The organism is Cetobacterium somerae, from assembly GCF_022430525.1.
In the GTDB taxonomy this organism is placed as follows: Bacteria; Fusobacteriota; Fusobacteriia; order Fusobacteriales; family Fusobacteriaceae; genus Cetobacterium_A.
Genome location: NZ_CP092521.1, coordinates 116,712 through 141,981, shown reverse-complemented (window position 1 = coordinate 141,981; position 25,270 = coordinate 116,712). Strand labels below are relative to the sequence as shown.

Below are 25,270 nucleotides of genomic sequence, written 5' to 3'. Positions count from 1 at the left end.
CTTTATTTTAAAAAATTTTAATCTTCGAAATAATCACTCATATTTTCAACTAATTTTGTTTTGGTATATTCAACTGTACTTGTTATTGAATCTGAAATTAAAAACTCTATACTTTTTTTAGCTGTATCTTTTAACATTGGAGAAACCGTTTTTAGTCCCATTGGAACTGTATATTTTAAATTATCAAAACCCCAAATTTCTAACTTTTTATAATCTATTTTCTCTTCGTTTAAAGCTCTAATAACCCCAAAAAGCATATTATCCGAAGCTGAAAAAATCGAATCAAACTCTATTTTATTTTTTAAAACCTTTTTCATATTTTCGTAAGCTTTTTCTTTTGAATAATCAGATTCATATATTAAATTTCTATCTATAGTAATAGATCGATTATTTAATGCGTCTACGTATGCTCGTTCTCTCTCTAAACCTGAAAGTTTTTTCATATCTCCTGAAAAGAATAAAACTTTATTATTGTTTTTATTTAGAATTTTTTCCATAACTGCGGTCGCTCCACCATAATCATCCGTATTCATGTACAGTGTTTGCTTAGCTTTGTGGTTTAATTTTGTATCATAGTCAACTACCACAACTTTGTATTCACTTTCTATCATTTTTTCTAAAAATAAATTATTTTTTAAAAATCCAATAAATATTCCACTACAAACATTCCCATTTTTAAAAAATGTTTCTATTCTTTTTTCATCATTAGAATCCTTAATATAATCAACCAAAATTTGATGATTTTTTAAGAACGCCTCTTTAACAACTGTATCTGTAAAATTCATAAAATATGCAGTATCCATAGCTGTCGTTCTATTTATCATATTTGGTTCATATATAAAAATCCCAATAACTTTATTTTTTTTTCCTGCTAATGTTTGAGCATTTAGATTTGGAATATAATTATACTCATCTATTATTTTTAAAATTTTTTCTCTATTTTTTTTACTTACATTCGGATGATTGTTTAAAACTCTTGAAACAGTACTTCTTGAAACTCCTGCTATTTCAGCAATTTTTATGCTATCTATTTTCAATTAAATTCTCCTTTAAAAATTGGACAGCTGTCCAAAACTTGATTAAAAAAATATTATGTTCGTATTATATATTATTTCTATAAAAATAAAACATTTTTATAGAAATAATTTGAAAAGTTTTTTAACTTAGGTAAAAAAAGGTTTTATTTACAAGCTATATCAATTTTCATATCTTTATAATAATATTCAAAATCATTTTTATTAATAGGTCTTAAAATTTTACATGGATTTCCTACAGCTACAACATTTGAAGGAATATCTTTAGTTACAATACTTCCTGCTCCAATAACTGAATTATCTCCAATAGTAACTCCAGGTAATACAATTACTCCTGCTCCAAGCCAAACGTTATTTCCTATAGTTATTGGAAGATTATACTGAGCTTGTTGTCTTCTTAAATCTGGATGAATAGGATGAGTCCCTGTGCATAAAGTTACATTTGGAGCAAATAAGACATTATCTCCCACATGTATAGGACAATCATCAACTAAAGTTAAACCGAAATTGGCATAAACACTTTTTCCAAAATGAACAAATTTTCCCCCCCAATTAGCATGAAAAGGTGTTTCTATATAACAATTTTCCCCAATTGATCCAAACATCTTTTTAAGTAACTCTTGCTTTTTATTTTGCTCGCTTGGACGAGTGTTATTATAATCAAATAATCTATCTAACTGTTCCATTTGCTCTTTTGCTAAGCTTGCATCATCACAAAAATATAATTTTTTTGTATTCATTCTCACTTTAATCTCTTCAAATTTCATTTTAATTCCCTCCACATTTTTTTAATTTAAATTTTTTAATTTTTTTTGAAAATTTTATATATCAGGATTATACTATAAAATTTTATAAAAAAAAAGAGAGATAAATCTCTCTTTTTGTATTTTTTTCAACTAAAACATTTTTTTTCAAAACTTTTCAAACTATTTTCAACTTTTTTTAAGCTATCTAAAAATACATTTTTTCTATTTATATGATAAATAGCTTGCCTTTTCCATGGATCAACTTCAAATAAATTTTTGCTTAAAGAAGAATAATATTCTTGGCAAAACTTTATATATTCTTTATAAAAAATTTCTAAATTTTTAATTTCTTTATACTTTTTTAAATAAAATAACAATAGCTGTTCTTGAGGTGTCATCTTTACAATATGGCATAAAAATTCCTGCCTTCCTCTCATAGCTGATAAATTTTTTTCTAAAAATTTTGACAAATCTTGATAAGTTTTAAAAGTATGTATAAACTTATCAAATTCCCTAAACTTATTATAATCCCATTTTAAATCTTTACTCATCTTTCTCACTCCCTCGAACGTAGAGAAGAAGACAAAAAATCTATTGGATATATTATCCTTTAGATTTTTTTACACACTTGTCCACTCCTAACAATTTTTGTGTAGTTTTTAGGTAAGTCTCCTGACTTAGAATCACTTTACTCCTATCCTTCCCAGATTTTATTCCAGTGGCTATATAGTTTCATCCTCATTACAGTAGCGGAGGCTGTGTAGGATTTACACCTACTTCCTTGTTATGCCTAAGCACCTAAAAAACTTTTATTTAGTTTTATAATAATTGTATATCGCATTTTGAATTATTTGTCAATTCTTAAAATTAAAAATAACTCTTATATATCAGCTACACTATCTAATATATAAGTTGGATTATAAACACTTTTACTATCCCTTTTAGCTTCTCCTGTTAAAACTAATATTGTGTCACAGCCATTAATATACCCCGAAGCGATATCAGTATATAGTCTATCCCCCACTATTACTACTTCATCTTTTAATAAGTTTAAATTTCTTAGTGCGTAATCAAGCATAGCTTTTTTAGGCTTTCCAAAATATTTAGGAATTTTTTTTGTACATAACTCAATTATATTACAGATAGCTCTACAGTCTGGTAAAAATACTCCATCCTCTACAGGATAAACTAAGTCTTCATTTGCTGCTAAATACTCTACATTTCTATGTAAAAGTTTACAAGCAATCTCTAACTTTTTATAGCTTAATTCAGAATCAAGTGTTACCACAACTATATCAATTTCAGAAAAGTCAAACTCATCATTTTCATCAAGTATTTGAATCTCTAAATCTTTACAATAATTTTTATAATCCTTTGTCCCCACCATAAATATTTTTTTATCTTTACAACTATTTTTTAAATAATCTGCTAATACTCCCCCAGCAGTTATTATCTCTTTCAATTCAGTTTCTATTCCCAGTTTTGTAAATTTTTCGATATAGCTCTTTGGATTTTTAGAGGAATTATTCGTATAAAACCCTATTTTCTTTCCACATTTTCGTAATTCCTCAATTTTTTCTTTAGCTCCTGGTATTAGAACATCCCCTAAAACTATTGTTCCATCTATATCAAATAAGTATCCTTTATAATCTTTCATTTTTGCTCCTCTTTTGTTAAATTACTTTTAGTTGCTTTTTTATTTCTTACCATGGTTATAACTTTTCTTTCTAGTATTTTCATTACTATTAAAGTTATAACAACAATTAAAAAAGCTGCTACAGATAAAAATACAAATCCATATCCAATTGCCAATCCAATTGCTGCTGTTATCCATAAAGTAGCTGCTGTTGTTATTCCTGAAACCTTATCGTTTGAATAAACTATTGCTCCTCCCCCTATAAATCCTACTCCAGTTACAACTTGAGCTGATAGTCTTGTAATATCTAATTTATAACTTTCTATGAGGTTAGGTTGGGAAGATATCAAATTTATTTGCCTTATTAACAGCTCCTCTTGTAAAAGAGCAATTGTTGTAGCTCCTAAACATACCAATATTAAGGTTACAAACCCTGCTGATTTATTTTTTAACTCTCTTTCTAATCCTATACAACCTCCAAATATTGAAGAAACTGTCAATCTAAATAGTATCTCTGTCAATCCTATCCCAGTCATAATTATCCCTCATTTTATATTTATTTATTTTGATTTGCTATAAACTGAACTCCTAAATCTGGAAAATCTGTAAATACCCCTGTAGAATTAGTTTGGTTAAATATGATTTCAAACATCTCATCTATATTATCTACATAGTTTGGTAAAGCATCTTTTCTAATTGTATACGGATGTAATTCTAACCCATTTTTTCCAATATATTCTACTAATGGAGTTACTTTTATATCTCCTTTTTTAGAATTATCTCCATCTACTAGCATGTACCATGCTGGACCTATTCCATCAGCATATTTTGATAATTCTTTCACTCCCTCTGGAGTAAACATCCAATCATAATTATAGTTTATCCACTCACCTTTTTTATTTTTTTCCATAGTTTCATTCCAATCAGTATATGCAACTAACTGAACTAATTTTAAATCCATCCCCATCTCTGGCATAAGTTCATTTTTAACTCTTTTTAACTCATTAAAATCAAAAACTTGGAAATAAATGGGGTCATTCTTACTTGTATAACCATACTTTTTTAGAATTTGTAAAGTTTCTTTAGCTATATCTTTTCCCTCTTGATGATGTAACCAAGGAGCTTTAATTTCTGGATATATTCCAATTCTTTTCCCTGTTGTTTTTTCTAGTCCTTGAATAAACTCTAATTCTTCTTCTAAAGTATGGATTTTAAATGTTGATTTCCATAAAGGGAATCTTCCCTCGTAAACTAATTTTTCCTCACCATTTTCCACTTTAAAATTTTCAGTCATATTTAAACCTTTTATTTCAGCTAACGTAAAATCCATTACATAATATCTACCATCTTTTCTTGCTCTATTTGGATATTGCTTAGCAACATCTGTAAGTTGGTCTAAAAAATGATCATGTATTACAATTACTTTATTATCCTTAGTCATAGCCAAATCTTGTTCTAAATAATCTGCTCCTTGACCAAAAGCTAAAGCCTTTGACTCAAGTGTATGTTCTGGTAAATAACCACTTGCTCCTCTATGTGCTATTATAATTTTTTTATCATTTTGTGAAAAAGTCGCTAAAGATAATCCTACCATACTAAGTGCTAATAATATTTTTACGTTCATCTGACCTCCATGGATTACATTAATAGATTTGGTATATATAGTGCTATCGTCTCCGAATAAGTTAAGATAGCTAAAACTACTAACAATGCTAAAATAAATGGTAATACCTCTTTTACAAACTCATCGAGTTTTACACCAACTATAGTACATGTTGTAAACATCATTGAGCCAAAAGGTGGTGTTATTCCTCCAATCATAATATTAACAATTAATATTACTCCAAACTGAATTGGATCTATTCCAACCTTTAAAGCTGCTGGCACTAAAAGTGGAGCAAGAATTACAAGTGCTGCCCCTCCTTCTAAAAACATTCCAACAAAAAGTAAAAGTAAATTAACTATAAAAAGTAACATGTATCTATTATCTGTAAATCCGACTAATAGATTTGTTATCATTTGAGGAATTCTTTCTAGCGTTAAATAATATCCAAAAACTTTTGCTCCTATTATAAGAAGCATAACAGAACCTGTTCCATAAACCGTATCTTTTAAAATAATAGGCACATGCTCCCATTTTAATTTTTTATATACAAAAACTCCAACTACAAAACAGAATAATACAGCAACTCCACCAGCTTCTGTTGGAGTAAAAAGTCCCATACGCATTCCTAAAATAATTCCAAAAGGAATTAGTAACGCCCATATAGAATCTTTAATCTGAATCAAAATCTCCTTTATTGTAGCTCTTTTATCTCTAGTTGAAGTATATCCTCTTTTCTTAGAAATTATATGCACTACAAACATAAGAGCAACTGTCATCATAATTCCAGGTGTATATCCTGCTAAAAACATTTTAGCTACTGAAACGTTGGCTATTAATGAATAAATTATCAAATTTGTTCCTGGAGGTATTACTGGACTTACCGAAGATGATGCAGCCGTAACAGCAGCTGAAAATGGTTTTGAGAAATTTCTTTTTACCATCTCTGGAACTAAGATTTTAGATTGCATAGCTGCATCAGCATTTGCAGAACCTGAAATTCCACCCATCATAGCACTTAATATTACATTAACTTGAGCTAGTCCTCCAACCATATGTCCTGTTAAAACTTCTGCCATTTTCATTAAACTAGAACTAATTCCTGAAAAGTTCATAACAGATCCAACCATTATAAAAAATGGAACTGCCAAATATGGAAATGATTCCACTGAAGTTACAAACTGCTGAATAACCATATTAACAGACATTATATTATTCTGGAATATAAAATAATATAGTGATGCTCCTATAAGAGCAAAAGCAATAGGTATATTTAAGAAAAATAGTATAAATAAAATAATAACTGGTATAAATGGTTCCATTACATCATCACATCCTCTATTTGCTGTTCAAACTCCTCTTGCTCCTCTTGTTCTTCTATTTCTAAATTATTAAAATTAATAATATCGTAAATAAAAAAATAGATAGAATAGATTGTCATTAATCCAAAGGAAACTGGTAAAGAACTATTTATATAAACATATGATATTTCTAAAGCTGAAGTTATCTTATCAGATGAAGATGTATAGTTATAACTTAAATAAAACATAGAAGCAGATAATACCAAAAGTAGAGTATTTGTTATAACTCTTAATATTCGTCTCCCTTTTAGAGGTAGTATTTTTGTTACAGCATCTACTCCTATAAGTCCTCTTTTTCTATAACTTGCTGTTGCTCCTAAATAAACTGTCCATATAAAGCAACCAACAGAAACCTCTTCTATCCAAGAGTATTGTATTCCTAAGAAATATCTTAGGAATACATTTACTATCACAAGAATTACAGTTATGCTGATTGTTATACTTCCAAGTAATGCTTCAAACTCTATTGCCCTAATTTTTTTTAAAATATCATTACTCATGTAAGCCTCCAAACTAGCAGATTCTATTTATTTCTAATTTTATTTAATTCATCCATTATTTGATTATAGATTCCTGGTGTCCATTTTGGAAATTGGTTAAATACATTTTCAATTGCTTTATTAAATGCAACTGCATCAACCTCATTAAATTTAACTCCAAGTTCTTCTAATTTAGTTTGGTACTCTTTCTCTAACTTCACAGTTTCATCTGTATTATAAACACTTCCGTTATAAATCTCTTCCTCAATAACTTTTCTTTGCTCATCAGTTAACTCATTCCAAACTTTATTTGAAATAGTAACAGCTGAAACTCCTAAAAGGTGATTCGTTAAAGAAACTTGCTTTCTAACCTCATATATTTTAGTTCCATAAATTGTCATTAAAGATCCCTCTAATCCATCTACAACTTTTTGTTGAATTCCACTATAAACTTCTGTAAATGGAAGTGGAGTTGGATTTGCTCCCATAGCTTCTAAAGTTAACATATAAAGTTGGCTATTTGGAACTCTAATTTTTAATCCTTTTAAATCTTCTGGAGTTTTTATCTCTTTTTCTGTTAACATACTTCTAAATCCAAATAAATAATCTAACGATAAAACTTTTATTCCTTTTTTCTCAGCTTCAGCATTTAAATTTTTAACCAAATCACTTTTAGTCATAGCTAAGTATTCATCAAAATTATTATATAGCATAGGTCCAACCACTGCATTATAATCAGGTACATAATCTCCTAAAAAGTTTATTCCATCTACAGATATCCAGTTTGCTCCACCAACAACTTGCTCCATACTATCCTTTCCAATTGGTAATTGTCCACCTGTGAAAACCTGTATCTCTAAATTATCTTTTAATCTATCGTTTATTTTATTAGCTACTTGATGAAAAGTTTTTGCTGTTTGCTCATCCTCAACAAACTTCATGCTCATTTTGATAACCTTTTTTTGAGGAGCTTTAGCTTGCTGGGTTCCATCTGTTTTCTCTTTCTCTCCCCCACATCCCACTAAAAAAATACTTAAAACCAACATTAAAATTTTTAAAACACCCTTTTTCATTTGATTTCCTCCCAAATTAAATTTTGTTTTTTATGAAAAAAGAGCTATTCAAAAAAAGATAAAAATCTTTTTTACTGAATAGCTCTCTCTCTCATCTCTGCTATTTTATAAAAATCTTTACATTTTTGTCCAACACTTTCTAATTTAAATTTTTTCTATATTTTTTCAGTACTAAGTATACTATATTAATTAAAAATGTCAATATTTAAACAATATATATTTTTTAAATAATAGAAAATTAGAAAATATTATTTTTTATAGTTAGCCAAAAGGATGAAAAATATTTATTAAGGAATATTCTTCGTTTTTATTATCTAGTTTAGAAATATAATATATTTCATAAAATATTTCAGATTTTTTCAACTTCTTATCTCTTTCAAATTTTTTTATTTTTTCAAAGTATATTTCGTTTTTAAAAGCTGCTCCTTCCACATATAAAGATACTCCTTTATTTTTATAAATCTCTTCACTATCAATAGATTTAGAAGCTACTATAATCTCTTCATAGTAACTATAATTTTTTTCATCCACCTTTAATATTATAAAAGTATCGCTTATATTATAAGAAATATCTATCTTTTTAAATACTTTTCTTATATGTGTTTCAATATCATTGTTATCTTTTATTTCTCCTTGAGAACTTCCCAAAATAAAAAATTCTAACTCTTCCATTTGAGGTGGTTTATTTAAACTATTCATTGCATGACTCAAAGTTTTTTCTAATCTATTTAAATTAGATTTTATATTTTTTAAGTTTTCAATCTCTTTTTCAATTATATTTTTTTGAAATACAATTGACTTTAAAATATTTTCTAAATTATTCCCTTCATATAAAATCTGTTTTATTTTTTCTAAAGAAAATCCTAAAGACTTACACCTCTTTATAAAATCTATTTGTAAAAATTGATCTATTGAATAATATCTATATTTCGTCTCTTCATCAACATAAATTGGCTTTAAAAGTCCCTCTTTATCATAGTGACGAAGGGTTTGAATAGAAATTTTTGTTAATTTAGATGTTTCTCCTATTGAAAATATCATTTTTTCCTCCAAATTTTTTGACTCTATAGTTACAATAGAGTATATACTATTCTCTAGTAAAGGAGGAAGTGAAATGTTAAAAAAATTTATTAATTATGCTGTTCCATCTGTATTTGCGATGTTTGTATCATCACTTTATGTAATTATTGATGGAATCTTTGTAGGTCAAGGTGTCGGAAACTTAGCTCTTGCCGCTGTTAACTTAGTAGTACCTGTATCAATTTTCTTTTTTGGAATGGCCACAATGTTTGCTGTTGGAGGTGGAACTCTTATTTCTGAAAGTTTTGGAAAAAAAGACATAGCAAAAGGTGTTCACATCTTTAGAGAAGCTTTTATAGTTCTATTAATTTTAAGCTTTTTTATGAGTTTCATATTTGTTGTTTTTTCAAAAAAGATAGTTATACTTTTAGGAGCTAATGGAAATGTTTTAGAGGAAGCTAATACTTATCTAAAATATTATGTTATGTTTTGTATTCCAAATATCCTAGGAATATCTTTAAGTAGCTTTATAAGAAATGATGGAAATCCAAAGCTTGCCATGATTGCAACTGTTTCTGGTGCTTTTTTAAATATTGCTCTAGATTATGTATTTATTTTTATTTTTAAATGGGGAATAAAGGGAGCTGCTATAGCTACAGGGCTTGGACAGATTTTAACTGTTCTAATTATACTACTACACTTTTTGCTTAAAAAAGGACACTTATCTTTTGGTAAAACTAAACTTCATAAGGAAAATATACTAAGATTTATTGCACTTGGTTTTCCATCTTTTTTTATGGAAATTACTTTTTCAATAATGGTATTTTGTATGAATATAGCTATTTCAAAAGTAGGAAACGAAAGCCAACTAGCTTCATTTGGAATAATAAACTATCTAACTACAATAGTTTATATGCTTCTACTTGGTCTTTCTTTTGGAGTTCAGCCATTATTTAGCTTCAATCATGGAGCTAAGAACTATGAAAATGTTTTTAAATTTTATAAATTTACAATTGTATCTTCTATAATTATTAACTTTATTTATTTTATTATTTCATATTTTTATGGATATGATATTGTTGGCTTATTTACTAAGGACGGAAGTATTTTAAATGAAACTTATAATGGTCTTACTCTTTTTAATCTTTCATTCTTTATCATAGGATTCAACGTTATTCAATCTGGATATTATCAAGCTATAAATACCCCTAAAAACTCAAATATTATATCTTTTTTAAGATCAATTATATTTTTTCCAATAACAATCTTTATAGGAAGCCATTTTTGGGGATTAACTGGAGTTTGGTTAAGTCCTTTATTTTCTGAAACTCTTTGCTTTATAACTTGGAATCTTTTGTTTAATAAAAACTTTGGATCAATATTAGCAAATTATTTTATAAAATCTGCACCTAAGAATGAATAATATTAAATTAAATTTAAAATTTTTAATCCAATCATAAATTGATTGGATTTTTTTTTGAATTATGTTACCATCAATCTATAGAATAGAAATGAAGGAGAAATAAAATGGCAAAAGGTTATGACCAGCATATGGAAAGAAAAAACAAAGTAAATAGTTTTGGAAAAGAACTAACAAGAAGAGCTAAGTCAAAATGTGAGCTTTGCGAAGCTACAGGTGTAAGCTTAAGTATTTTCGAAGTTCCTCCAGTTAAAGAGGAGCCAGAAGTAGAAAGATGTATCTTTATCTGTGATGAGTGCAGAGATAAGTTAGAGAGAATAAGGAAAGCTAAAGAGAATGATTTTAGATTTTTAAGTAATTCTATGTGGAGCGAAGTTGATATGGTGAGAGCTCTGTCTATTGTTTTACTAAAAGAGATGTCAAAAAAATATTCATGGGCCGAAGTTATCTTAGATGATCTTTATATTGATGAGGCAACTGAGGAGTTAATCCAAACTATAGAATTAGAGTAAATATCTTTTAATATAAAGAGAGGACCCATAATAAGGTCCTCTTTTCATATAGTTTTTTTAATCTAAAAAAGTTTTTTCATCATTGATAATCTCTTGAACTCTATCTATAAATCTGCAAAGATGAAATCCATCGCAAACTGCGTGATGTACTTGAATGGCTAACGGTATCAAATATTTTTTATCTTCCAAAATAAATTTTCCAAAGGTAAAGATTGGAAGATAGTAGTCATACCCATTTTTTAAATTCAAATTAAATCCATCAAAACTATTCCAAGGAATCATAGAAATCGGAAAACTATTTTCAGGAATATTTTCCTTTCCAACCATTTTTATACTATCTCCATATTTAGTTGTATCAAAAATATAGCTCTCATAAAATTCCGAGTAAGATTTTATAGAGTTACTCCAAAGATTGGTAAACAGATCATTCCCCTCTTTCAAATAAGCATAACAAGGATATAAAGTTTCGTAAACTCCTAAAACTCCATTGGAATTTTTATTTATTCTAAACTCCTCAAACTCATTGACAGTTTTAGTTAATGCAAAAATTAAAGCTGGGTAAACTTTTAAATTTAATCTTTTTATGTTGGTTATATCTATCTTTGTTGTTAAACTCACTGTACATGGAACGTCCCTTGAAAAGTGTTTATAGTACTCTTTTCTTCTCCAATTTTCAATATCAATCTCTTTAAAAAACATCTAGCTTCTCCTTAATATTACTAATTCTTAGTAATATTATACACCATCATTTTAAAATTGCTAGAATTTATAATTAAATCTTAAACTATAGTTTACCTCATCCTCATGCCTATTTTCATTATTTTCAAATTCAACTTGAACTGTAACTCCCATATGATCCACTTTTTCCAAAGCTAATCCTAAACTTGCTTTGATAACACCCTTTTCTTTTGCTGGGCAAGGTAGATCATAATAGTTCATGCTGCTATCTCTTAATTTTGCCTCATTAGCTGAGTATACATTTCCAAACTCATATGAATATTCAATAGTACTTAAAGGTTTTAAAGCAATTCCGTTTCCTACATAAAATCTTTTATATCCTCTTAGTCCAACTTTACCTTTTGTACTAAAGAAATCATTGTCATGGACTCTCAGTGCTAAAGTTCCACTTTCATTAAACGCTCCTATTTTTTCATATCCAAAATCTAAAGCAGTATAGATTGAGAACTCTGATTCTAAATCACGATAAATAGTTTTAGAAAGTTTATTTTCAAAATCCACTTTATAAGAGTTTATTCTTCCAACATTTTTATATTTTCTATCCAATAACATCTCTCTTTCAGATTTATGTCTGTTGTATGTAATATCAAATGTTGTCAACAATGAAACTTTATTATTCATAAATGGTTTTACATTGTGTAGCCCTGATTTTAAACTATAAACTTTCTCCTTTGAAGAGCTGTTTTCAAAATCAAAATCAGATACTGCAAATCCTAAAGAATATCCATGTTTTTCACCATAAACTTCTCCATCAATATCCCTCATATACATCAACCCTTTTATATCATAATCATAGTTTGAGTTTATATCACTATCTTTAAAATATCCTCCTGAATATATAACACTATATTTATCTGTATCCTTTGTTTTGTTATACGAACTATTCATCTCATCAAAAGATAGATTAAAAGCATTTTCAATATCGTTAATTCTATCTTGAATATTACTATAGATATCTCCTCTTATCTCTTTTAGAGATCTTTCAGTTTCTTTCTCAAATTTTATATCTGAAAGCGAATCTAAATAAACATTTAGATTTTTTAAAGTTTCTATATCTTTTTGATTGTTATTTTGACCTAGTACGCTATCTAACCCTTCACCTAAAGAATCAAACTCATTACCACTTACAACATCTTTATAAGCAACTTTTTTTATTAAAAGATTTCCTGTTTCATCAATCTTACTTTTAAATAGTGGTGAAGTTTCTACTTTAATATCACTTGCTGGTTCTACTCCGATAATATTTTTCATAAACTCGCTTACTTTGTAATCTACACCATTCCCTGTAAGAGCAAAGTTCGAAGAAGCTTTCATTTTTCCTGAAATTGACTTAACATCAAAAGCTAAGTTTTCTTTTGTTATATCTATAACTGTTCCATCTAAAATAATATCTCTATCTGCTGAGAATTTCCCACCGTTAGAAATATAGCTATCCGTTAAATAAATTTCTTTTCCTTTTCCAGTAACCTTTATATTCCCACTATTTACTATCTTTCCATCTCCAACCATTCCATATCCATTTTTGATTTCAATGTTTCCATAGTTTTTAACAGTGGAAGTTTTATCTGTAAACATTGCAACTCCATCTATAACTTTTATGTTTCCTTTATTAATTCCTATAGCTCCATCTCTAGCTGAAATTCCAACTCCATTTTTAGATATAATAATATCTCCTTCATTTATTACTTTAACATCTGGCCCTTTTCCTAACAAAGCTACTGATTCTCCACTTACAAATATTTTCCCTTTATTTATTCCAGTTCCAGATTCCTTAATCCCTATTCCTACTCCTTTATCTCCATTTAATACTATTTGAGATTTTGAACCATAAACTATACTGCTATTTTTTCCATAAATACCTATTCCACCATTATTTTCTATGTTTACTCCATCTATATTATAATCTACCCCATCTTTTAAATAGATTCCAATAGATGATATCCCATCACTTTTTTCAACAGAAATATTTGTATTTTCAAAACTATTTGTGTTATCCACTAAATAAACTCCCACAGAATCTTTTCCTACTGAGATATTATTTTTTATTCTAGAGTTCTCCTTTGCAATTAAATTTATAATATTTGATTCTTTTCCAGTTAAATCAAAATCTACAACTGAATTTTCAGCACAAACTTTAACACTTCCTGCTTCTACTTCCATATTTCCAAGTTTGATAGATTTTTCCGAGCTGTTTTTTAAATAAACTCCTAGCCCTAAATCTTTTGTAGATTTAACTTTTATAGTTCCACTATTATTATCAAAACTACTATTAGCTCCTTCTATAAAAGCACCAACACCTCCATCTACTAAAATCTCTCCTATGTTTGTTAAATTATTTTTTCCAGCTTCAGATACATATAGTCCCATATTATTATTAACTAAAATATTTCCTTTATTTTTTACATTTGATCCTTGAGTTATAGCTAACCCTATCGAATTTTTACCCAATAAATTAATATCAACCTCATTTTTAATAATTTGATCTCCTGTTCTCATGTACGCTAAAGCTAAGTTTAAACCGTTACCTGTATTTTCATAATCTACAGTTCCATTTACTAAGGATGCTCCTCTATCTAAAATAGTTCCAACAGATCCTTCTCCACTTCCATTCATATAAATATTTGAATTTAGTAAATCTAATTTCCCACTGCTACTATAAATTCCATGAGCACCGTTTTCTATGTTAAATTTTCCATTTAATGCCAAATCTCCAGTTGTGTAAATTCCCACACTTCCTTTTTCTGAAGAGTTAACTTCATTTAAAGAAATAATATTATTTTCAATATTATAAATACCTATCCCACCATTTTTAACATTTAAACTAGCATTTTCATTGAAAACCAAATTATTTTTAGAATTTTTTCCATTTAAGTATACTCCTATAGCATTCCCATTTTTAACATTTGCTATACCATTAACATTAAAATTAGAGTTTACCTCTATATTTCCATCTCCATTTCCATAAACAAATATATTTCCAAGAGAGTTTTCACTTTTAAAATTAACTATATCTTCAATGGTTATCTTTCCACCTAACTCTGCAACATATCCTATATTTTTCATTCCTCCTATTTTAATATTGTCATTAACTACAGAATTTGCTCCATTTGATGCAATTACTCCAATACCATTATTTCCTAATAGATTTATAGTTCCTGTATTGAAAATTTTATTGTCTTTTCCAACTCCTACTATCCCTACTTGAGAATTTGATGATAATGTTATAGTCCCTGTATTAAAAATATCTTCGTTTCCATAAATTCCCATTCCTGATTCACCAGGTTTTAATTCTCCTTTATTCTGAAGAATTATATTATTTGCTACTAAAAGAACTCCATTTTCAAAACTATCTCCATTTAATTTAAAATTAATCTCTTTAGCTGAATTTGGTGTTTCTCCTTGTAAAAATAATCCAAATTTTCTTTCTTGAACTTCTGAATTTATACCAGTAAATGATAACTCAGTTATGCTCTTATCTAAATTCGATGTTTCATCTAAAGCAAGAGCTGTTCCTCCATCTCCAACTTTTATAACTCCAACTTTTTCAATAATACTTCCATCTTTTCCGTATATTCCTATTCCTTGGTTTCCTGATAAAATTTCATTTTCATTCGTAATTGTAGCATTTGATCCATAAATTCCTATACTAGACTCTCCTAATAAATTTATAATTCCATTATTATATACCTTGGCTAAACTATTATCTTTATTCGACCCATTATTTTCTACAAAAATTCCAGCACTATTATCACCAAAAGTATTAATTTTTCCATTGTTTATAACTGTAACCATTCCTTGACCAATAGCTTGAGAGCCAAATTCATTTTCAATAACTTTTCCAGTTGACGCCACTCTATTTGTTAAACTATATATTCCCGTAGCATCATTACCGTATATTTCAAAATTCCCATTAGAAACTACTGAACTTCCATTTACTGCATATAACCCAATACCACCAGAGTTAATAATATTATCTCCTTTTTCAACTATTATTTTTGAACCTTTTGCAAGAGAAATTTTTCCAAAATCAATATACGCTCCAATAGCACCATTTCCAGAATCTATTCTGTCAACATCAACTATCGAATTTGCTCCTAAATTTATTTGCGTTTCATCATTACTTTTCGCAAGTTTGCTCGAACTATTTTCTAGACCAGATACTTGTCCACTATAATATTTATCAGCATCAGTGGTTAATACATTTGCAACTACTTTTTTTCCAGCTTCTAAATTTAACTTTAAGTGTTGTCCTAAAAATCTTTTATAATAGAAATCTCCTATTTCGTCTGGTTGATTTGAATTTTTTTCTATATCTGTATCTATATTTAAATTTCCTCCATCAATTGCAGCAATTTTAAATGAGTTACAAATTTTTCCATCTACTCCAATGCCACCTTCAATAGATACTACATTTAAAATTCCTTCTATTCCTGACTTTAATTTTGATACATATAAATCACTGTTTGTATTAACTAGTTTAGTTGCCACTGCATCATTTGAAGTTACAACTATTTTTCCACCTGAAAGATTAACTAAAGTTGATTTTGACTCTAAATCCGCTTCTACTCCAACTCCTCTTCCTCTTAAAATAATTGTTCCATTTTGTAGATTTACATCTCCTCCATTTGTATAAACTGCATAACCATTTCCACTATAATCAATTGTTGCTCCCTCTAGGTCAATTGTAGAATCAACTCCAACTGAAGCAACTCCTGCCTGACCATTTATAACTTTTAAATTCAAATTTTTCCCGTGAATTTTTCCTCCATTTTCAGCATAAAGACCTACACCTTTACTTATAGCCTCTTTTGAATTATCTATTGTTATAGATGAATTAGAAATAGTATCTTTCAATTTTGATTTAGTACTTGATAAAATTGTTATGTCACCTTTATTCGCAAATGCTCCTATACTTTCACCTGTTAAGTTTACATCCAAATTATCCACATTTATAATTATAGATGAATTCTCTCCTTCTGAATAAAATATTTTTGAATCTCTCGTGTTCACATTAATTTTTCCAAGTAAATCTATAGTATTTCCATCTCTAGCTATTGCTACTTTATTTTCTAAACCATTTTCAACTACAATATCACCATTTGATTTGATATTTCCTCCACTTGTTAAAAGTCCAATAGCTTCTTTATTATCTCCTGTTATTGATAGAACTCCTGTGTTTAAATTTAACTCTCCATTTGAAGAAACTACTCCGATAGAGTTTTCAGAATTTTCAATCTTAATCTTATGAGTTCCATATTTTTGAGTATTTTCATTTACTATCGCAACGTTATTTGTTCCACCCAAAATCTCTAAATTTATATTTGATTTCTCATTTAATAAATTTCTATCAGGATGCTCACTTTCTAATTTATGTACAAATCCTATATTTTGTGTTCCACCTAAAATTGTAATTGGGGTTTGTAAATCTATTGTTCCATTATTAATCTCTTTTTTTACATAAATTCCTATATTTTGTATTCCATCTAAAATACTTATTTTTCCAGAGTTTTTAAAGTTATGAGAATCTTCCTGATTATTCGCATAATCTTTATTAAATAACATGATAAAATTTTGTGTTCCATCTTTTATTGTAATATTTCCATCTCCATAATTAGTTGTAAAATAATCTCTTTTCTCTCCATAAAATTCTGTAGCTTCAGTATATGCAAATATTACATTACTATTTCCCTCCACTGATATATTCCCACTATTTAATAAATAAGGATTTAAAGATTCCGTTCTTTTAGTATGCCCTTGAAGCCCTACTATATTAATGGAATTTCCAACTAATTTTATATCTCCTTTTAGTGATAAAATCATGGATACTGCATTCTCACTTTTTCCATATAACCCATAGTTATCATATAAAGATTGCACTTCATTTCTCTCTTCAGCTGTTAACTCTTTTATATCTTCCAATTTTTGAGCTTTATCTCCATGAGGATCATAATGAATAAATTGTCTCAACACATATTCTCCTTGTGAATCTTTAACTCTATTTTTAGCATCTATATTCACTTTTGTTTCTTTTTCAAAAGAACTATATGGAGACCCAATTACTCTATATATTCCTGCATTCCCTTCCCCTATAATTCCATTTGTTTGGTAAGTTCTATTAGTTATAGCATATTTTGGATATGGAGAAGCATATTTTGCAGTATAATTTACTATCTCTCCACTCCACCCATCTAAAGCTGAACTCCCGGCTATATTTATATCCCAATTTCCAGATTCCATTATAACTTCAGAAATAGTTGCATTGTGCCCCTTCTTATACGAACCTTGACTTATTGCTTCCCAAAACCATGGTTCATCTGCATTAACAGATGAATAAGTTTTCATATCTGGGATTATTATATTTGGAATAGATATTTCCTCTATCTTAGGTGGTTCAGGATTATTTATCTGAGTTATTTCGAATGAATCTGGTTTTTCTATTTTTTTTAACGATAAATTTTCATTTTTTATATTATTTATATTTCTATTGTCTAAATGCTCTTTTGTTGAAATATTTGGTAGCTTACTATTTATATCAAAATCTTTTAAACTTAACTCTGTAATAAATGAATCCATAATTTCCAAATCATGATTTTTTATAATATTGTCTACAAATCCATTGTCTGGTTTGTTTTCTTCTGGTTTCTTATCTGGAATCTTTTCAGCTGGTTTATCATTAATTTGCTCCTCTTTTACAAAAAAATCTCCAAAAGCTGACTTATCTCCATCTTTGCTACCATTTGTATGATTATGATCTCCCACAAAAAATATTTGTGTTTTTCGTTCATCACTTTTTTTATAAAACATTTCCTCTAAAACCTTCTCTTCATCTTTAATTAAAGGTTCTTCTTGGGCATAAATGCCACCTGTTATCAAAAAATTAACAAGTAGTGAAAGTGTAAAAGTTACTCTTCTTTTTAAGTATCGTTTTAAAGTTCTCTCCTCTAAAAATTTGTTCATTGTTTTCCTCCCAACCGTTTTTTATTATATATATTTATTGTAATTTTATATTCAAAAAAAAATGCACTTATCCACTTTTAAACAAGTGAATAAGTGCAACTGGCTGCCATTTTGAAGGCCCTTTAGCTTTGCGTCCTATAGTTTCCCGTAGTTTGCTAATTTTTGTAAATATTGTCTTTATATTATTATATATTACACCTTTTTCTTTCAATAAACAACCTCTTTTAAAAAAATAATAACAAAGTAATTAAAAAAAGACTGATTTCTCAGTCTTTTAAATTTTATATTTTTTCATTATTTGAAACAAAGCTAATTAACTTGATTTTTTGAGCACCAGTAGCATAAACTATAATCTCAGAAACACCTGACTCCATAAATTCTGCTCCAATCTCATCAATTTTCTCTTTTATAATATCTTGCTCTCGCTCATTATTTGTTTCAATAGCAATTTCCCATCTACCCATAATATCTACTTCACTTATAATTTTCATATTATCATCTCCTCTTAAAATAATTATATTCAAAGATTTATACTAAATTAAGGAAGAAGTTCCTTCACTACCAATTTTATATCTTTTTGGATTTTTAATTAAATCTTTTTTTAGCTTTTGAATTTCAGAATCTTTATCCTTTTCTAACTCCTTAATTTTCAATTCTAAAAATTTTACCTTTTCATTATAACTAAAATCAGAAGTACTCAAATATTTTAATTCCACTTTATAGCTATCTATTAATTTTTCATTTAAATCAAAAATTTCATCAAAAATTATTTGTTGTTCTATTTTTAAATTTTGCTTTAATTCATCAAAATTTATATCTTGTTCATTAGCAAAAGCTAATCCTTTAAAAATTAAAATCCCTATTAATAAAATTCTCTTCATCTCTTAATTCTCCTTCAATTAAATTCTCTAAGTAATTTTTTCTTAAATATATCTTAATAAAAAATTATTACAGATTTATGTCAAAAAATATTTTTTAGACAAACCTTCCATTCTGTGCTACCATTTAAGGATAAATATTTTTATTAATAAGGAGGATAACTATGAAAATTTTTGTTTATGGAAGCTTAAGAGAGGGATTTTTTAATTTCAATAAGTATATAAATGGTGCAGCTAAAAAAATTGAACTAGGTGAAGTTATAGGTAAACTATATGCTATTAAGGATCAAGAATATCCTGCTCTATTAGAAGAAGATGGAATTGTAATTGGAGAAATTATAACCGTTGAAAATTGTGATTTAAAAGCTATTGATAATATGGAAAATTATTTTGGTGAAAATAATCCTAATAATGAATATAATAAAATAAAAAAAGAGATTAAGAATTTAGAAACTGGTGAAATAGAAATTTTAGATGTTTATGTTTATAATACAACTAATCCGAAATTTTCGTATAATAATTTAATTCCTATTGCTTCAGGAGATTGGAAAAAATATAAAAATTAAGATAAAAAAAGAACTAGAAAAATCTAGTTCTTTTTTTATTCTCTAGAATAAAAATTAACAACTTTCAAATAAACAAGGGTTTGTTTACTCGATTTGAAACGAATTTAATACTTAATAAGGTATGCTCTATCATTCGTTCTAAATTCAGAATTTCCTTTTTATTAATTAAAGATTTCTTTCACTAGAATCTTTTTCTTTATTTTTTTTATTAGAAATAGCAAATACTTTTTCTACAATATTTACATCCTAATCTCTCCTCAATCTCTTCTAAATTTTCAAGAAAAAAATGTTTATTTTTAATAGATAGAAAACCCTCTTTTTTTAATTTTGTAATTATTCTTGAAACTGTTTCCTCTGTTGAATTTAAAGATTTTGCAATATTTTTATTTAAAATCTTATGATTAATAAAACTATTCTCATTATTATTACCATAAGTTCTGTATGCTCTAATCAATAATGACAATACTGCATTCTCCATAGTAAATAATTTAATATCTCTTATTTGAAAAAATAACTTTTGATAAAAAATAGAAGTATATTCTAAAATTTTCTCATGCAAATCTATATCCTGACTATATAAATTTTTTAAAAATTTTTTATCTATAATATAACATATTGTGTCCTCACAGACTTCTATATAAAAGTTTTCTAAATACTTGTCTCCATCTAAAAAATCACTTATTCTATTTAAAATAATTATATTCTCCTTTGAATAACATCCTAATAAAAATTCTTTTTCTTCACAAAAATTTTGATAATATCTAATCAATCCTTTATCTATAATCAAAATTTTTTCATTAGAAAAACTAATGTCTGTCAAAATTTCTCCTTTTCTATACTCTTTTCTTTGTGGATTAAATTTTAAAATATCTTTTATTAAATTTTTTCTATACTCTAAAAATGTCATATATTTTCCTTTCAAATAACTTTTCTAACTAAGTCATACAAAATTTTAACATATTTCTTTTTAAATTTGTATTATCTTTAAAGTACTTAAAAAAAATATACATAATATTGATTTTAATCAAGTTTTTTTAAAATTTTTTATGATAAAATCAAATATACATAACAAAATATTAATTATAGAAACAAAGGAGATAATTAGATATGAAAATTGCAATAATTGGAGCTGGAGCTATGGGCTCAAGATTTGGATATATGTTACAACAATCTGGAAATGATGTGTTTTTAGTTGACACTTGGAAAGAACATGTTAATATAATAAATAAAAATGGACTTTTAATTGAAGAGAATAACAAATTAAATTCAATTAAAATTCCTATTTTTCTTCCTGAAGAGGCAATAGAAATTCCAGAATTGATAATTTTATTCACTAAATCAATGGGATTAAAGTCAATGCTAAAAAGTATTAATAAAATAATTGGAAAAAATACAAAAGTTCTTTGCTTATTAAATGGATTAGGCCATAGTGAAACAATATCTGAGTTTGTAGATATGAAAAATATATTTATGGGAGTTACTTTATGGACATCGGAACTTATTGGTCCTGGACATGTTAAGCTAACAGGAAGTGGAAACTTGGAGATTCAAAATTTAGACCCAACTATGGAAGATACTGCAAAAAAAATATGTCAAACTTTAAATAATGCAAATCTTAATGCAGTTTATAGTAAAAATGTTGTTCTTTCAATTTGGAAAAAAGCTTGTATCAATGGTGTGTTAAATAGTACTTGTACCATTCTAGACTGTAATATTGAAGAGTTTGGTCAACTTAAAAACTCTAAAAAAATTATTACAAAAATAATTCAGGAGTTTTCACAAATAGCTAATAAATATAATATCTTTTTAAATATTGATGAAATTATAAAAAATGTTGAACAAACCTATGATCCTAATGAAGCTGGAGAACACTTTCCATCTATGCATCAAGATTTAATACAAAATCATCGACTTACAGAGATTGACTATATCAACGGTTATATTTCAAAAAAAGGAAAAGAATTTGATATCTCAACTCCATATAATGATCTTTTAACAATGCTTATACATTCTAAAGAAGAGTTACTTATTAAATAGAAAAGAACCTCAAAAATGAGGTTCTTTTTTTAAGATGAATAAATTACAACTGATTCATAAGCTCTCAGTTTTATTTTTTTTCCATTTAATAATATATCATTGTAATTTTTTATTAAAATATTTTTTCCAACAAATATCTCTGGAATTTCAATTTCTATTTCATTTTCATAAAAATTATTTATAACCAAAAGTTTTTCATCTTCAAATTTACGCATATACCCAAATACTTGTGGACTCTCCTCATACATGGGAATAAAATCTCCATGAGAAATAACTTTATACTCTTTTCTTAATTCTATCAATTTTTTATAGTGATAAAAAACCGAGTCTTTATCTTTTAAGTTATTTTTAACATTTATTGATGAATAATTTTTAGACACACCTATCCATGGAGTTCCTTTAGTAAAACCTGCATTTTCGTTATCATCCCACTGAACTGGAGTTCTGCTATTATCTCTAGATTTTTGTCCTAGAATTTCTATAGCTTCATCAATAGTTTTTCCTTTTTCAAGAAGTAGTTTATAATTATTTAGAGCTTCTACATCTCTATATTCATTAATATTTTCAAAATGAGGATTAGTCATTGTAATCTCCTCACCTTGATAAATATATGGGGTTCCTCTTAACATGTGAATTGCTGTTCCCAGCATTTTTCCAGACTCTTTTAAATATTTTTCATTTCCAAATCTAGAAACAATTCTTGGCTGGTCATGATTACACCAAAATACTGCACTCCATCCATCTCCATTTTCTATTCCCACTTGCCATTTGAAAAATATTTCCTTTAAAGATTTAAAATCCATATCTCCTAAAGCCCATTTTTCTCCATTTGGATAATCCACTTTTAAATGATGAAAATTAAATACCATAGATAACTCTTTATTTTCTGGCTTTGTATACTCTACACAATGGAAAATCGTTGTTGATGACATCTCTCCCACAGTTAAGCTTCCTGGATATTTTCCAAAAGTATTAGCTGTTAATTCTTTTAAATATTCATGAACTTTAGGTCCGTCTGTATAAAATTTTCTTCCATCTGATGTAGCAGTCTCATAGTTATCATCTGGAAAATTTTGATTTTTTGAAATTAAATTTATTACATCTAGTCTAAATCCATCTACACCTTTTTCTAGCCAAAAATTTATCATTTTATAAATATCAGCTCTTAATTCTGGATTCTCCCAATTAAGATCAGCTTGAGTTACATCGAATAAATGTAAATAATATTTTCCTAAGGATTCCACATATTTCCAAGCATTTCCACCAAATTTTGAAGCCCAGTTATTAGGAGCTTTATTGGGTGTTCCCTCTTTCCAAATATAGTAGTTGTGATATTTATTTTCTGGTCCTTTTAAAGCTTCTTTAAACCAAAAGTGCTCTGTAGAAGTATGATTAATAACCATATCCATTATTAATTTTATTCCTTTTTTATGCATCTCATTTAATAATAGATGAAAGTCTTCCATAGTTCCAAATATTGGGTCAATATTATAGTAATCAGCTATGTCATATCCGTTATCCATCATTGGTGAGACATACATAGGAGTTGTCCAAACTACATCCACACCTAAATTTTTTAAATAATCTAGTTTACTTATAATTCCTCTAATATCTCCTATTCCATCACCATTACTATCACAAAAACTTTTCGGATATATCTGATAAACTGTGGCACTTTTCCACCAATCTTTTTCTAACATAATTTTCCTCACTTTATTTTAAATTTATAATTTTATTTTTTTTCAAATCTTCCTTTACTCAATAAATAAGTAGCTATAATTGGTACAACAAAAGCTATAGCCATAGCTATAATGTAGTTTATCCAAAATTTAGGCTGAATAGCTAAAAATGCTGGAAGTCCACCTATTCCTATTGAGTTTGCTAAAACTCCTGTTAAAGTTGAATAAATAGCTGCAAGTGCAGAACCAATTAATGCTCCATAAAAAGGATACATAAATCTTAAATTTACTCCAAACATAGCTGGTTCAGTAACTCCTAACCAAGCTGAAATTGCTGACGATAGAGACAAAGATTTTAATTTTTCATCCTTTCTATTTAAAAACATAATTGTTACAGCTGCTGATCCTTGAGCTATGTTGCTTAAAGCTATCATTGGCCAAATCATTGTTCCACCTTGAGCAATCAACTGTAAATCTACAGCTAAGAATGTATGATGAACACCTGTTATAACTAATGGAGCATAAAGCATTCCAAAAAGTATTGAACCAAATACTCTAAAAGGACCAGTTAGTAAAATATTAAATATTACTGCAATATAATTTCCTAGCTCACGAGATACTGGACCAATAACTAAATATGAAACAGCAACAGTTGTAAATAAAACTAGAAATGGCAGTAGTATCATTTTTAAAATTTCAGAAAGATATTTTCTTAAAAAAAGTTCCATTTTTGCCATAAAAATTCCCGCTAACATAGCTGGAATAACTTGAGCTTGGTATCCCACTTTTTCAATAGTTATAAATCCAAAATCCCAAAAAGGTATTGTTCCTATAGCTTGAGCTGTGGCATATCCATAAGCATTCATAAGCTGTGGAGAAACTAATGTTATTCCTAAAACAATTCCTAAAATCTCTGTTCCTCCATATTTTTTTACTGTAGACCATGTTACTCCTACTGGTAAAAAATGGAATATAGCTTCACCTAAAATCCATAAAAAACTATGAAGTTCTGCTAATTTAGGGTTTAAACTTGTTAAAGTTTGGCTTCCATCTCCAAATATTGCTAAATCCCCAATTATATTTCTGAATCCTAATATTAATCCACCTGCAATAATAACTGGAAGAAGTGGTGTAAATATTTCTGCAAATCCACCTACAATTTTTTGTAATCTTCCCATTTTTTCATTAGCAGCAACTTTTGTTTCCTCTTTAGTTGCCTCTGAAATTCCTGCAATTATAACAAAATCTTTATATAAATCTTTAACTTGATTTCCAATTATTATTTGAAATTGTCCAGATGCTGAAAAACAACCTTTTACTAAAGAACTATTTTCTAGCTCTACTTTTTTTACTAAACTCTCATTTTCTAAAACTAGTCTAAGTCTAGTAACACAGTGAGTTGCGCTAATTAGATTATTTTTTCCACCGATTAAATCTAATATTTCTTTAGCTTCTTTTTCGTATTTACCCATTTTTACCCTCCAATGTTTTTAAAAAAACTTTTCAATCTTTTATTGAACATATCATATAA

General features: G+C 27.6%; 21 protein-coding genes and 2 riboswitches. Of the genes, 4 read left to right on the top strand and 17 right to left on the bottom strand.

Going from position 1 to position 25,270, the window contains the following annotated elements; all coding sequences use genetic code 11:
* Nucleotides 1-17: 17 nt before the first annotated feature.
* From MKD34_RS13055 to MKD34_RS13010, 10 genes are all read right to left on the bottom strand, one after another.
* Nucleotides 18-1,037, bottom strand: coding sequence for a LacI family DNA-binding transcriptional regulator (locus tag MKD34_RS13055; RefSeq protein ID WP_240221719.1), 1,020 nt, complete (start codon nucleotides 1,035-1,037; stop codon nucleotides 18-20).
* Between the two features lie 143 nt (nucleotides 1,038-1,180).
* Nucleotides 1,181-1,801 carry a sugar O-acetyltransferase gene (locus MKD34_RS13050; RefSeq protein WP_240221717.1) on the bottom strand — a complete coding sequence of 207 codons (621 nt, stop codon included), beginning with the start codon at nucleotides 1,799-1,801 and terminating at the stop codon, nucleotides 1,181-1,183.
* A 125-nt stretch (nucleotides 1,802-1,926) separates the two neighbouring features.
* Nucleotides 1,927-2,331, bottom strand: a complete 405-nt coding sequence (locus MKD34_RS13045) for a hypothetical protein (RefSeq protein WP_240221715.1) — start codon at nucleotides 2,329-2,331, stop codon at nucleotides 1,927-1,929.
* Between the two features lie 94 nt (nucleotides 2,332-2,425).
* A riboswitch (cobalamin riboswitch) is annotated at nucleotides 2,426-2,597 on the bottom strand.
* Between the two features lie 63 nt (nucleotides 2,598-2,660).
* Nucleotides 2,661-3,437: an HAD-IIA family hydrolase gene (locus MKD34_RS13040; RefSeq protein ID WP_240221713.1), complete on the bottom strand. Its 777-nt coding sequence runs from the start codon at nucleotides 3,435-3,437 to the stop codon at nucleotides 2,661-2,663.
* The gene (locus MKD34_RS13035; protein WP_240221711.1) at nucleotides 3,434-3,952 is read right to left on the bottom strand and encodes an MgtC/SapB family protein; all 519 of its coding nucleotides are present in this window, start codon (nucleotides 3,950-3,952) and stop codon (nucleotides 3,434-3,436) included. Before MKD34_RS13035 ends, MKD34_RS13040 begins: the two co-directional genes overlap by 4 nt.
* A 20-nt stretch (nucleotides 3,953-3,972) precedes the next feature.
* Nucleotides 3,973-5,010, bottom strand: coding sequence for a glycerophosphodiester phosphodiesterase (glpQ, locus tag MKD34_RS13030; protein ID WP_407933872.1), 1,038 nt, complete (start codon nucleotides 5,008-5,010; stop codon nucleotides 3,973-3,975).
* A 44-nt stretch (nucleotides 5,011-5,054) separates the two neighbouring features.
* Nucleotides 5,055-6,341, bottom strand: coding sequence for a TRAP transporter large permease (locus MKD34_RS13025; protein ID WP_023052456.1), 1,287 nt, complete (start codon nucleotides 6,339-6,341; stop codon nucleotides 5,055-5,057).
* Entirely contained in the window at nucleotides 6,341-6,880 is a 540-nt protein-coding gene (locus MKD34_RS13020) for a TRAP transporter small permease (RefSeq protein ID WP_240221707.1), read from the bottom strand. Before MKD34_RS13020 ends, MKD34_RS13025 begins: the two co-directional genes overlap by 1 nt.
* A gap of 23 nt (nucleotides 6,881-6,903) precedes the next feature.
* Complete coding sequence (locus MKD34_RS13015) at nucleotides 6,904-7,932, bottom strand: C4-dicarboxylate TRAP transporter substrate-binding protein (protein WP_240221705.1); 1,029 nt, start codon at nucleotides 7,930-7,932, stop codon at nucleotides 6,904-6,906.
* A gap of 261 nt (nucleotides 7,933-8,193) precedes the next feature.
* Nucleotides 8,194-8,973 (bottom strand): MerR family transcriptional regulator, encoded by a 780-nt coding sequence (locus MKD34_RS13010; RefSeq protein WP_240221703.1) that lies wholly within the window; start codon nucleotides 8,971-8,973, stop codon nucleotides 8,194-8,196.
* A gap of 73 nt (nucleotides 8,974-9,046) precedes the next feature.
* Here MKD34_RS13010 and MKD34_RS13005 point away from each other — a divergent pair, with 73 nt between their 5' ends.
* Together MKD34_RS13005 and MKD34_RS13000 are read left to right on the top strand one after the other, a co-directional pair.
* A complete protein-coding gene (locus tag MKD34_RS13005) occupies nucleotides 9,047-10,375 on the top strand; it encodes an MATE family efflux transporter (RefSeq protein ID WP_240221701.1) in 1,329 nt (442 codons plus the stop codon).
* Nucleotides 10,376-10,479: 104 nt separating this feature from the next.
* Entirely contained in the window at nucleotides 10,480-10,884 is a 405-nt protein-coding gene (locus MKD34_RS13000; protein ID WP_240221699.1) for a PhnA protein, read from the top strand.
* Nucleotides 10,885-10,941: 57 nt separating this feature from the next.
* Here MKD34_RS13000 and MKD34_RS12995 read toward each other — a convergent pair whose 3' ends face one another.
* The 4 genes from MKD34_RS12995 to MKD34_RS12980 form a co-directional block, all read right to left on the bottom strand.
* Entirely contained in the window at nucleotides 10,942-11,583 is a 642-nt protein-coding gene (locus MKD34_RS12995) for a CatA-like O-acetyltransferase (protein WP_240221697.1), read from the bottom strand.
* Between the two features lie 60 nt (nucleotides 11,584-11,643).
* Complete coding sequence (locus MKD34_RS12990; RefSeq protein WP_240221695.1) at nucleotides 11,644-18,579, bottom strand: hypothetical protein; 6,936 nt, start codon at nucleotides 18,577-18,579, stop codon at nucleotides 11,644-11,646.
* A gap of 91 nt (nucleotides 18,580-18,670) precedes the next feature.
* Nucleotides 18,671-18,746: riboswitch (cyclic di-GMP riboswitch) on the bottom strand.
* Nucleotides 18,747-18,860: 114 nt separating this feature from the next.
* Nucleotides 18,861-19,070: a hypothetical protein gene (locus MKD34_RS12985; protein ID WP_240221693.1), complete on the bottom strand. Its 210-nt coding sequence runs from the start codon at nucleotides 19,068-19,070 to the stop codon at nucleotides 18,861-18,863.
* A 42-nt stretch (nucleotides 19,071-19,112) separates the two neighbouring features.
* Complete coding sequence (locus tag MKD34_RS12980; protein ID WP_240221691.1) at nucleotides 19,113-19,460, bottom strand: hypothetical protein; 348 nt, start codon at nucleotides 19,458-19,460, stop codon at nucleotides 19,113-19,115.
* A gap of 161 nt (nucleotides 19,461-19,621) precedes the next feature.
* On the opposite strand from MKD34_RS12980, the gene MKD34_RS12975 reads away from it, so the two are divergent.
* Nucleotides 19,622-20,023: a gamma-glutamylcyclotransferase family protein gene (locus tag MKD34_RS12975; RefSeq protein ID WP_240221689.1), complete on the top strand. Its 402-nt coding sequence runs from the start codon at nucleotides 19,622-19,624 to the stop codon at nucleotides 20,021-20,023.
* A 208-nt stretch (nucleotides 20,024-20,231) separates the two neighbouring features.
* Here the strand turns inward: MKD34_RS12975 and MKD34_RS12970 are convergent, their stop codons facing one another.
* Nucleotides 20,232-20,930, bottom strand: coding sequence for a Crp/Fnr family transcriptional regulator (locus tag MKD34_RS12970; protein ID WP_240221688.1), 699 nt, complete (start codon nucleotides 20,928-20,930; stop codon nucleotides 20,232-20,234).
* 200 nt (nucleotides 20,931-21,130) lie between these two features.
* Between MKD34_RS12970 and MKD34_RS12965 the strand changes: the two genes are divergently transcribed.
* Entirely contained in the window at nucleotides 21,131-22,060 is a 930-nt protein-coding gene (locus MKD34_RS12965; RefSeq protein WP_240221686.1) for a 2-dehydropantoate 2-reductase, read from the top strand.
* Nucleotides 22,061-22,089: 29 nt separating this feature from the next.
* Here MKD34_RS12965 and treC read toward each other — a convergent pair whose 3' ends face one another.
* Together treC and treP are read right to left on the bottom strand one after the other, a co-directional pair.
* On the bottom strand, nucleotides 22,090-23,760 hold the full coding sequence (gene treC / locus MKD34_RS12960; protein WP_240221684.1) for an alpha,alpha-phosphotrehalase: 1,671 nt from the start codon (nucleotides 23,758-23,760) through the stop codon (nucleotides 22,090-22,092).
* Nucleotides 23,761-23,792: 32 nt separating this feature from the next.
* Nucleotides 23,793-25,211, bottom strand: a complete 1,419-nt coding sequence (gene treP / locus MKD34_RS12955; protein ID WP_240221682.1) for a PTS system trehalose-specific EIIBC component — start codon at nucleotides 25,209-25,211, stop codon at nucleotides 23,793-23,795.
* Nucleotides 25,212-25,270: the final 59 nt, after the last annotated feature.

Excerpts from the sequence above, each read along its gene's own strand:
- MKD34_RS13050 (WP_240221717.1), bottom strand. The coding sequence starts at position 1,801 with ATGAAATTTGAAGAGATTAAAGTGAGAATGAATACAAAAAAATTATAT.
- MKD34_RS13045 (WP_240221715.1), bottom strand. The coding sequence starts at position 2,331 with ATGAGTAAAGATTTAAAATGGGATTATAATAAGTTTAGGGAATTTGAT.
- MKD34_RS13040 (WP_240221713.1), bottom strand. The coding sequence starts at position 3,437 with ATGAAAGATTATAAAGGATACTTATTTGATATAGATGGAACAATAGTT.
- MKD34_RS13035 (WP_240221711.1), bottom strand. The coding sequence starts at position 3,952 with ATGACTGGGATAGGATTGACAGAGATACTATTTAGATTGACAGTTTCT.
- glpQ (WP_407933872.1), bottom strand. The coding sequence starts at position 5,010 with ATGGTAGGATTATCTTTAGCGACTTTTTCACAAAATGATAAAAAAATT.
- MKD34_RS13025 (WP_023052456.1), bottom strand. The coding sequence starts at position 6,341 with ATGGAACCATTTATACCAGTTATTATTTTATTTATACTATTTTTCTTA.
- MKD34_RS13020 (WP_240221707.1), bottom strand. The coding sequence starts at position 6,880 with ATGAGTAATGATATTTTAAAAAAAATTAGGGCAATAGAGTTTGAAGCA.
- MKD34_RS13015 (WP_240221705.1), bottom strand. The coding sequence starts at position 7,932 with ATGAAAAAGGGTGTTTTAAAAATTTTAATGTTGGTTTTAAGTATTTTT.
- MKD34_RS13010 (WP_240221703.1), bottom strand. The coding sequence starts at position 8,973 with ATGATATTTTCAATAGGAGAAACATCTAAATTAACAAAAATTTCTATT.
- MKD34_RS13005 (WP_240221701.1), top strand. The coding sequence starts at position 9,047 with ATGTTAAAAAAATTTATTAATTATGCTGTTCCATCTGTATTTGCGATG.
- MKD34_RS13000 (WP_240221699.1), top strand. The coding sequence starts at position 10,480 with ATGGCAAAAGGTTATGACCAGCATATGGAAAGAAAAAACAAAGTAAAT.
- MKD34_RS12995 (WP_240221697.1), bottom strand. The coding sequence starts at position 11,583 with ATGTTTTTTAAAGAGATTGATATTGAAAATTGGAGAAGAAAAGAGTAC.
- MKD34_RS12990 (WP_240221695.1), bottom strand. The coding sequence starts at position 18,579 with ATGAACAAATTTTTAGAGGAGAGAACTTTAAAACGATACTTAAAAAGA.
- MKD34_RS12985 (WP_240221693.1), bottom strand. The coding sequence starts at position 19,070 with ATGAAAATTATAAGTGAAGTAGATATTATGGGTAGATGGGAAATTGCT.
- MKD34_RS12980 (WP_240221691.1), bottom strand. The coding sequence starts at position 19,460 with ATGAAGAGAATTTTATTAATAGGGATTTTAATTTTTAAAGGATTAGCT.
- MKD34_RS12975 (WP_240221689.1), top strand. The coding sequence starts at position 19,622 with ATGAAAATTTTTGTTTATGGAAGCTTAAGAGAGGGATTTTTTAATTTC.
- MKD34_RS12970 (WP_240221688.1), bottom strand. The coding sequence starts at position 20,930 with ATGACATTTTTAGAGTATAGAAAAAATTTAATAAAAGATATTTTAAAA.
- MKD34_RS12965 (WP_240221686.1), top strand. The coding sequence starts at position 21,131 with ATGAAAATTGCAATAATTGGAGCTGGAGCTATGGGCTCAAGATTTGGA.
- treC (WP_240221684.1), bottom strand. The coding sequence starts at position 23,760 with ATGTTAGAAAAAGATTGGTGGAAAAGTGCCACAGTTTATCAGATATAT.
- treP (WP_240221682.1), bottom strand. The coding sequence starts at position 25,211 with ATGGGTAAATACGAAAAAGAAGCTAAAGAAATATTAGATTTAATCGGT.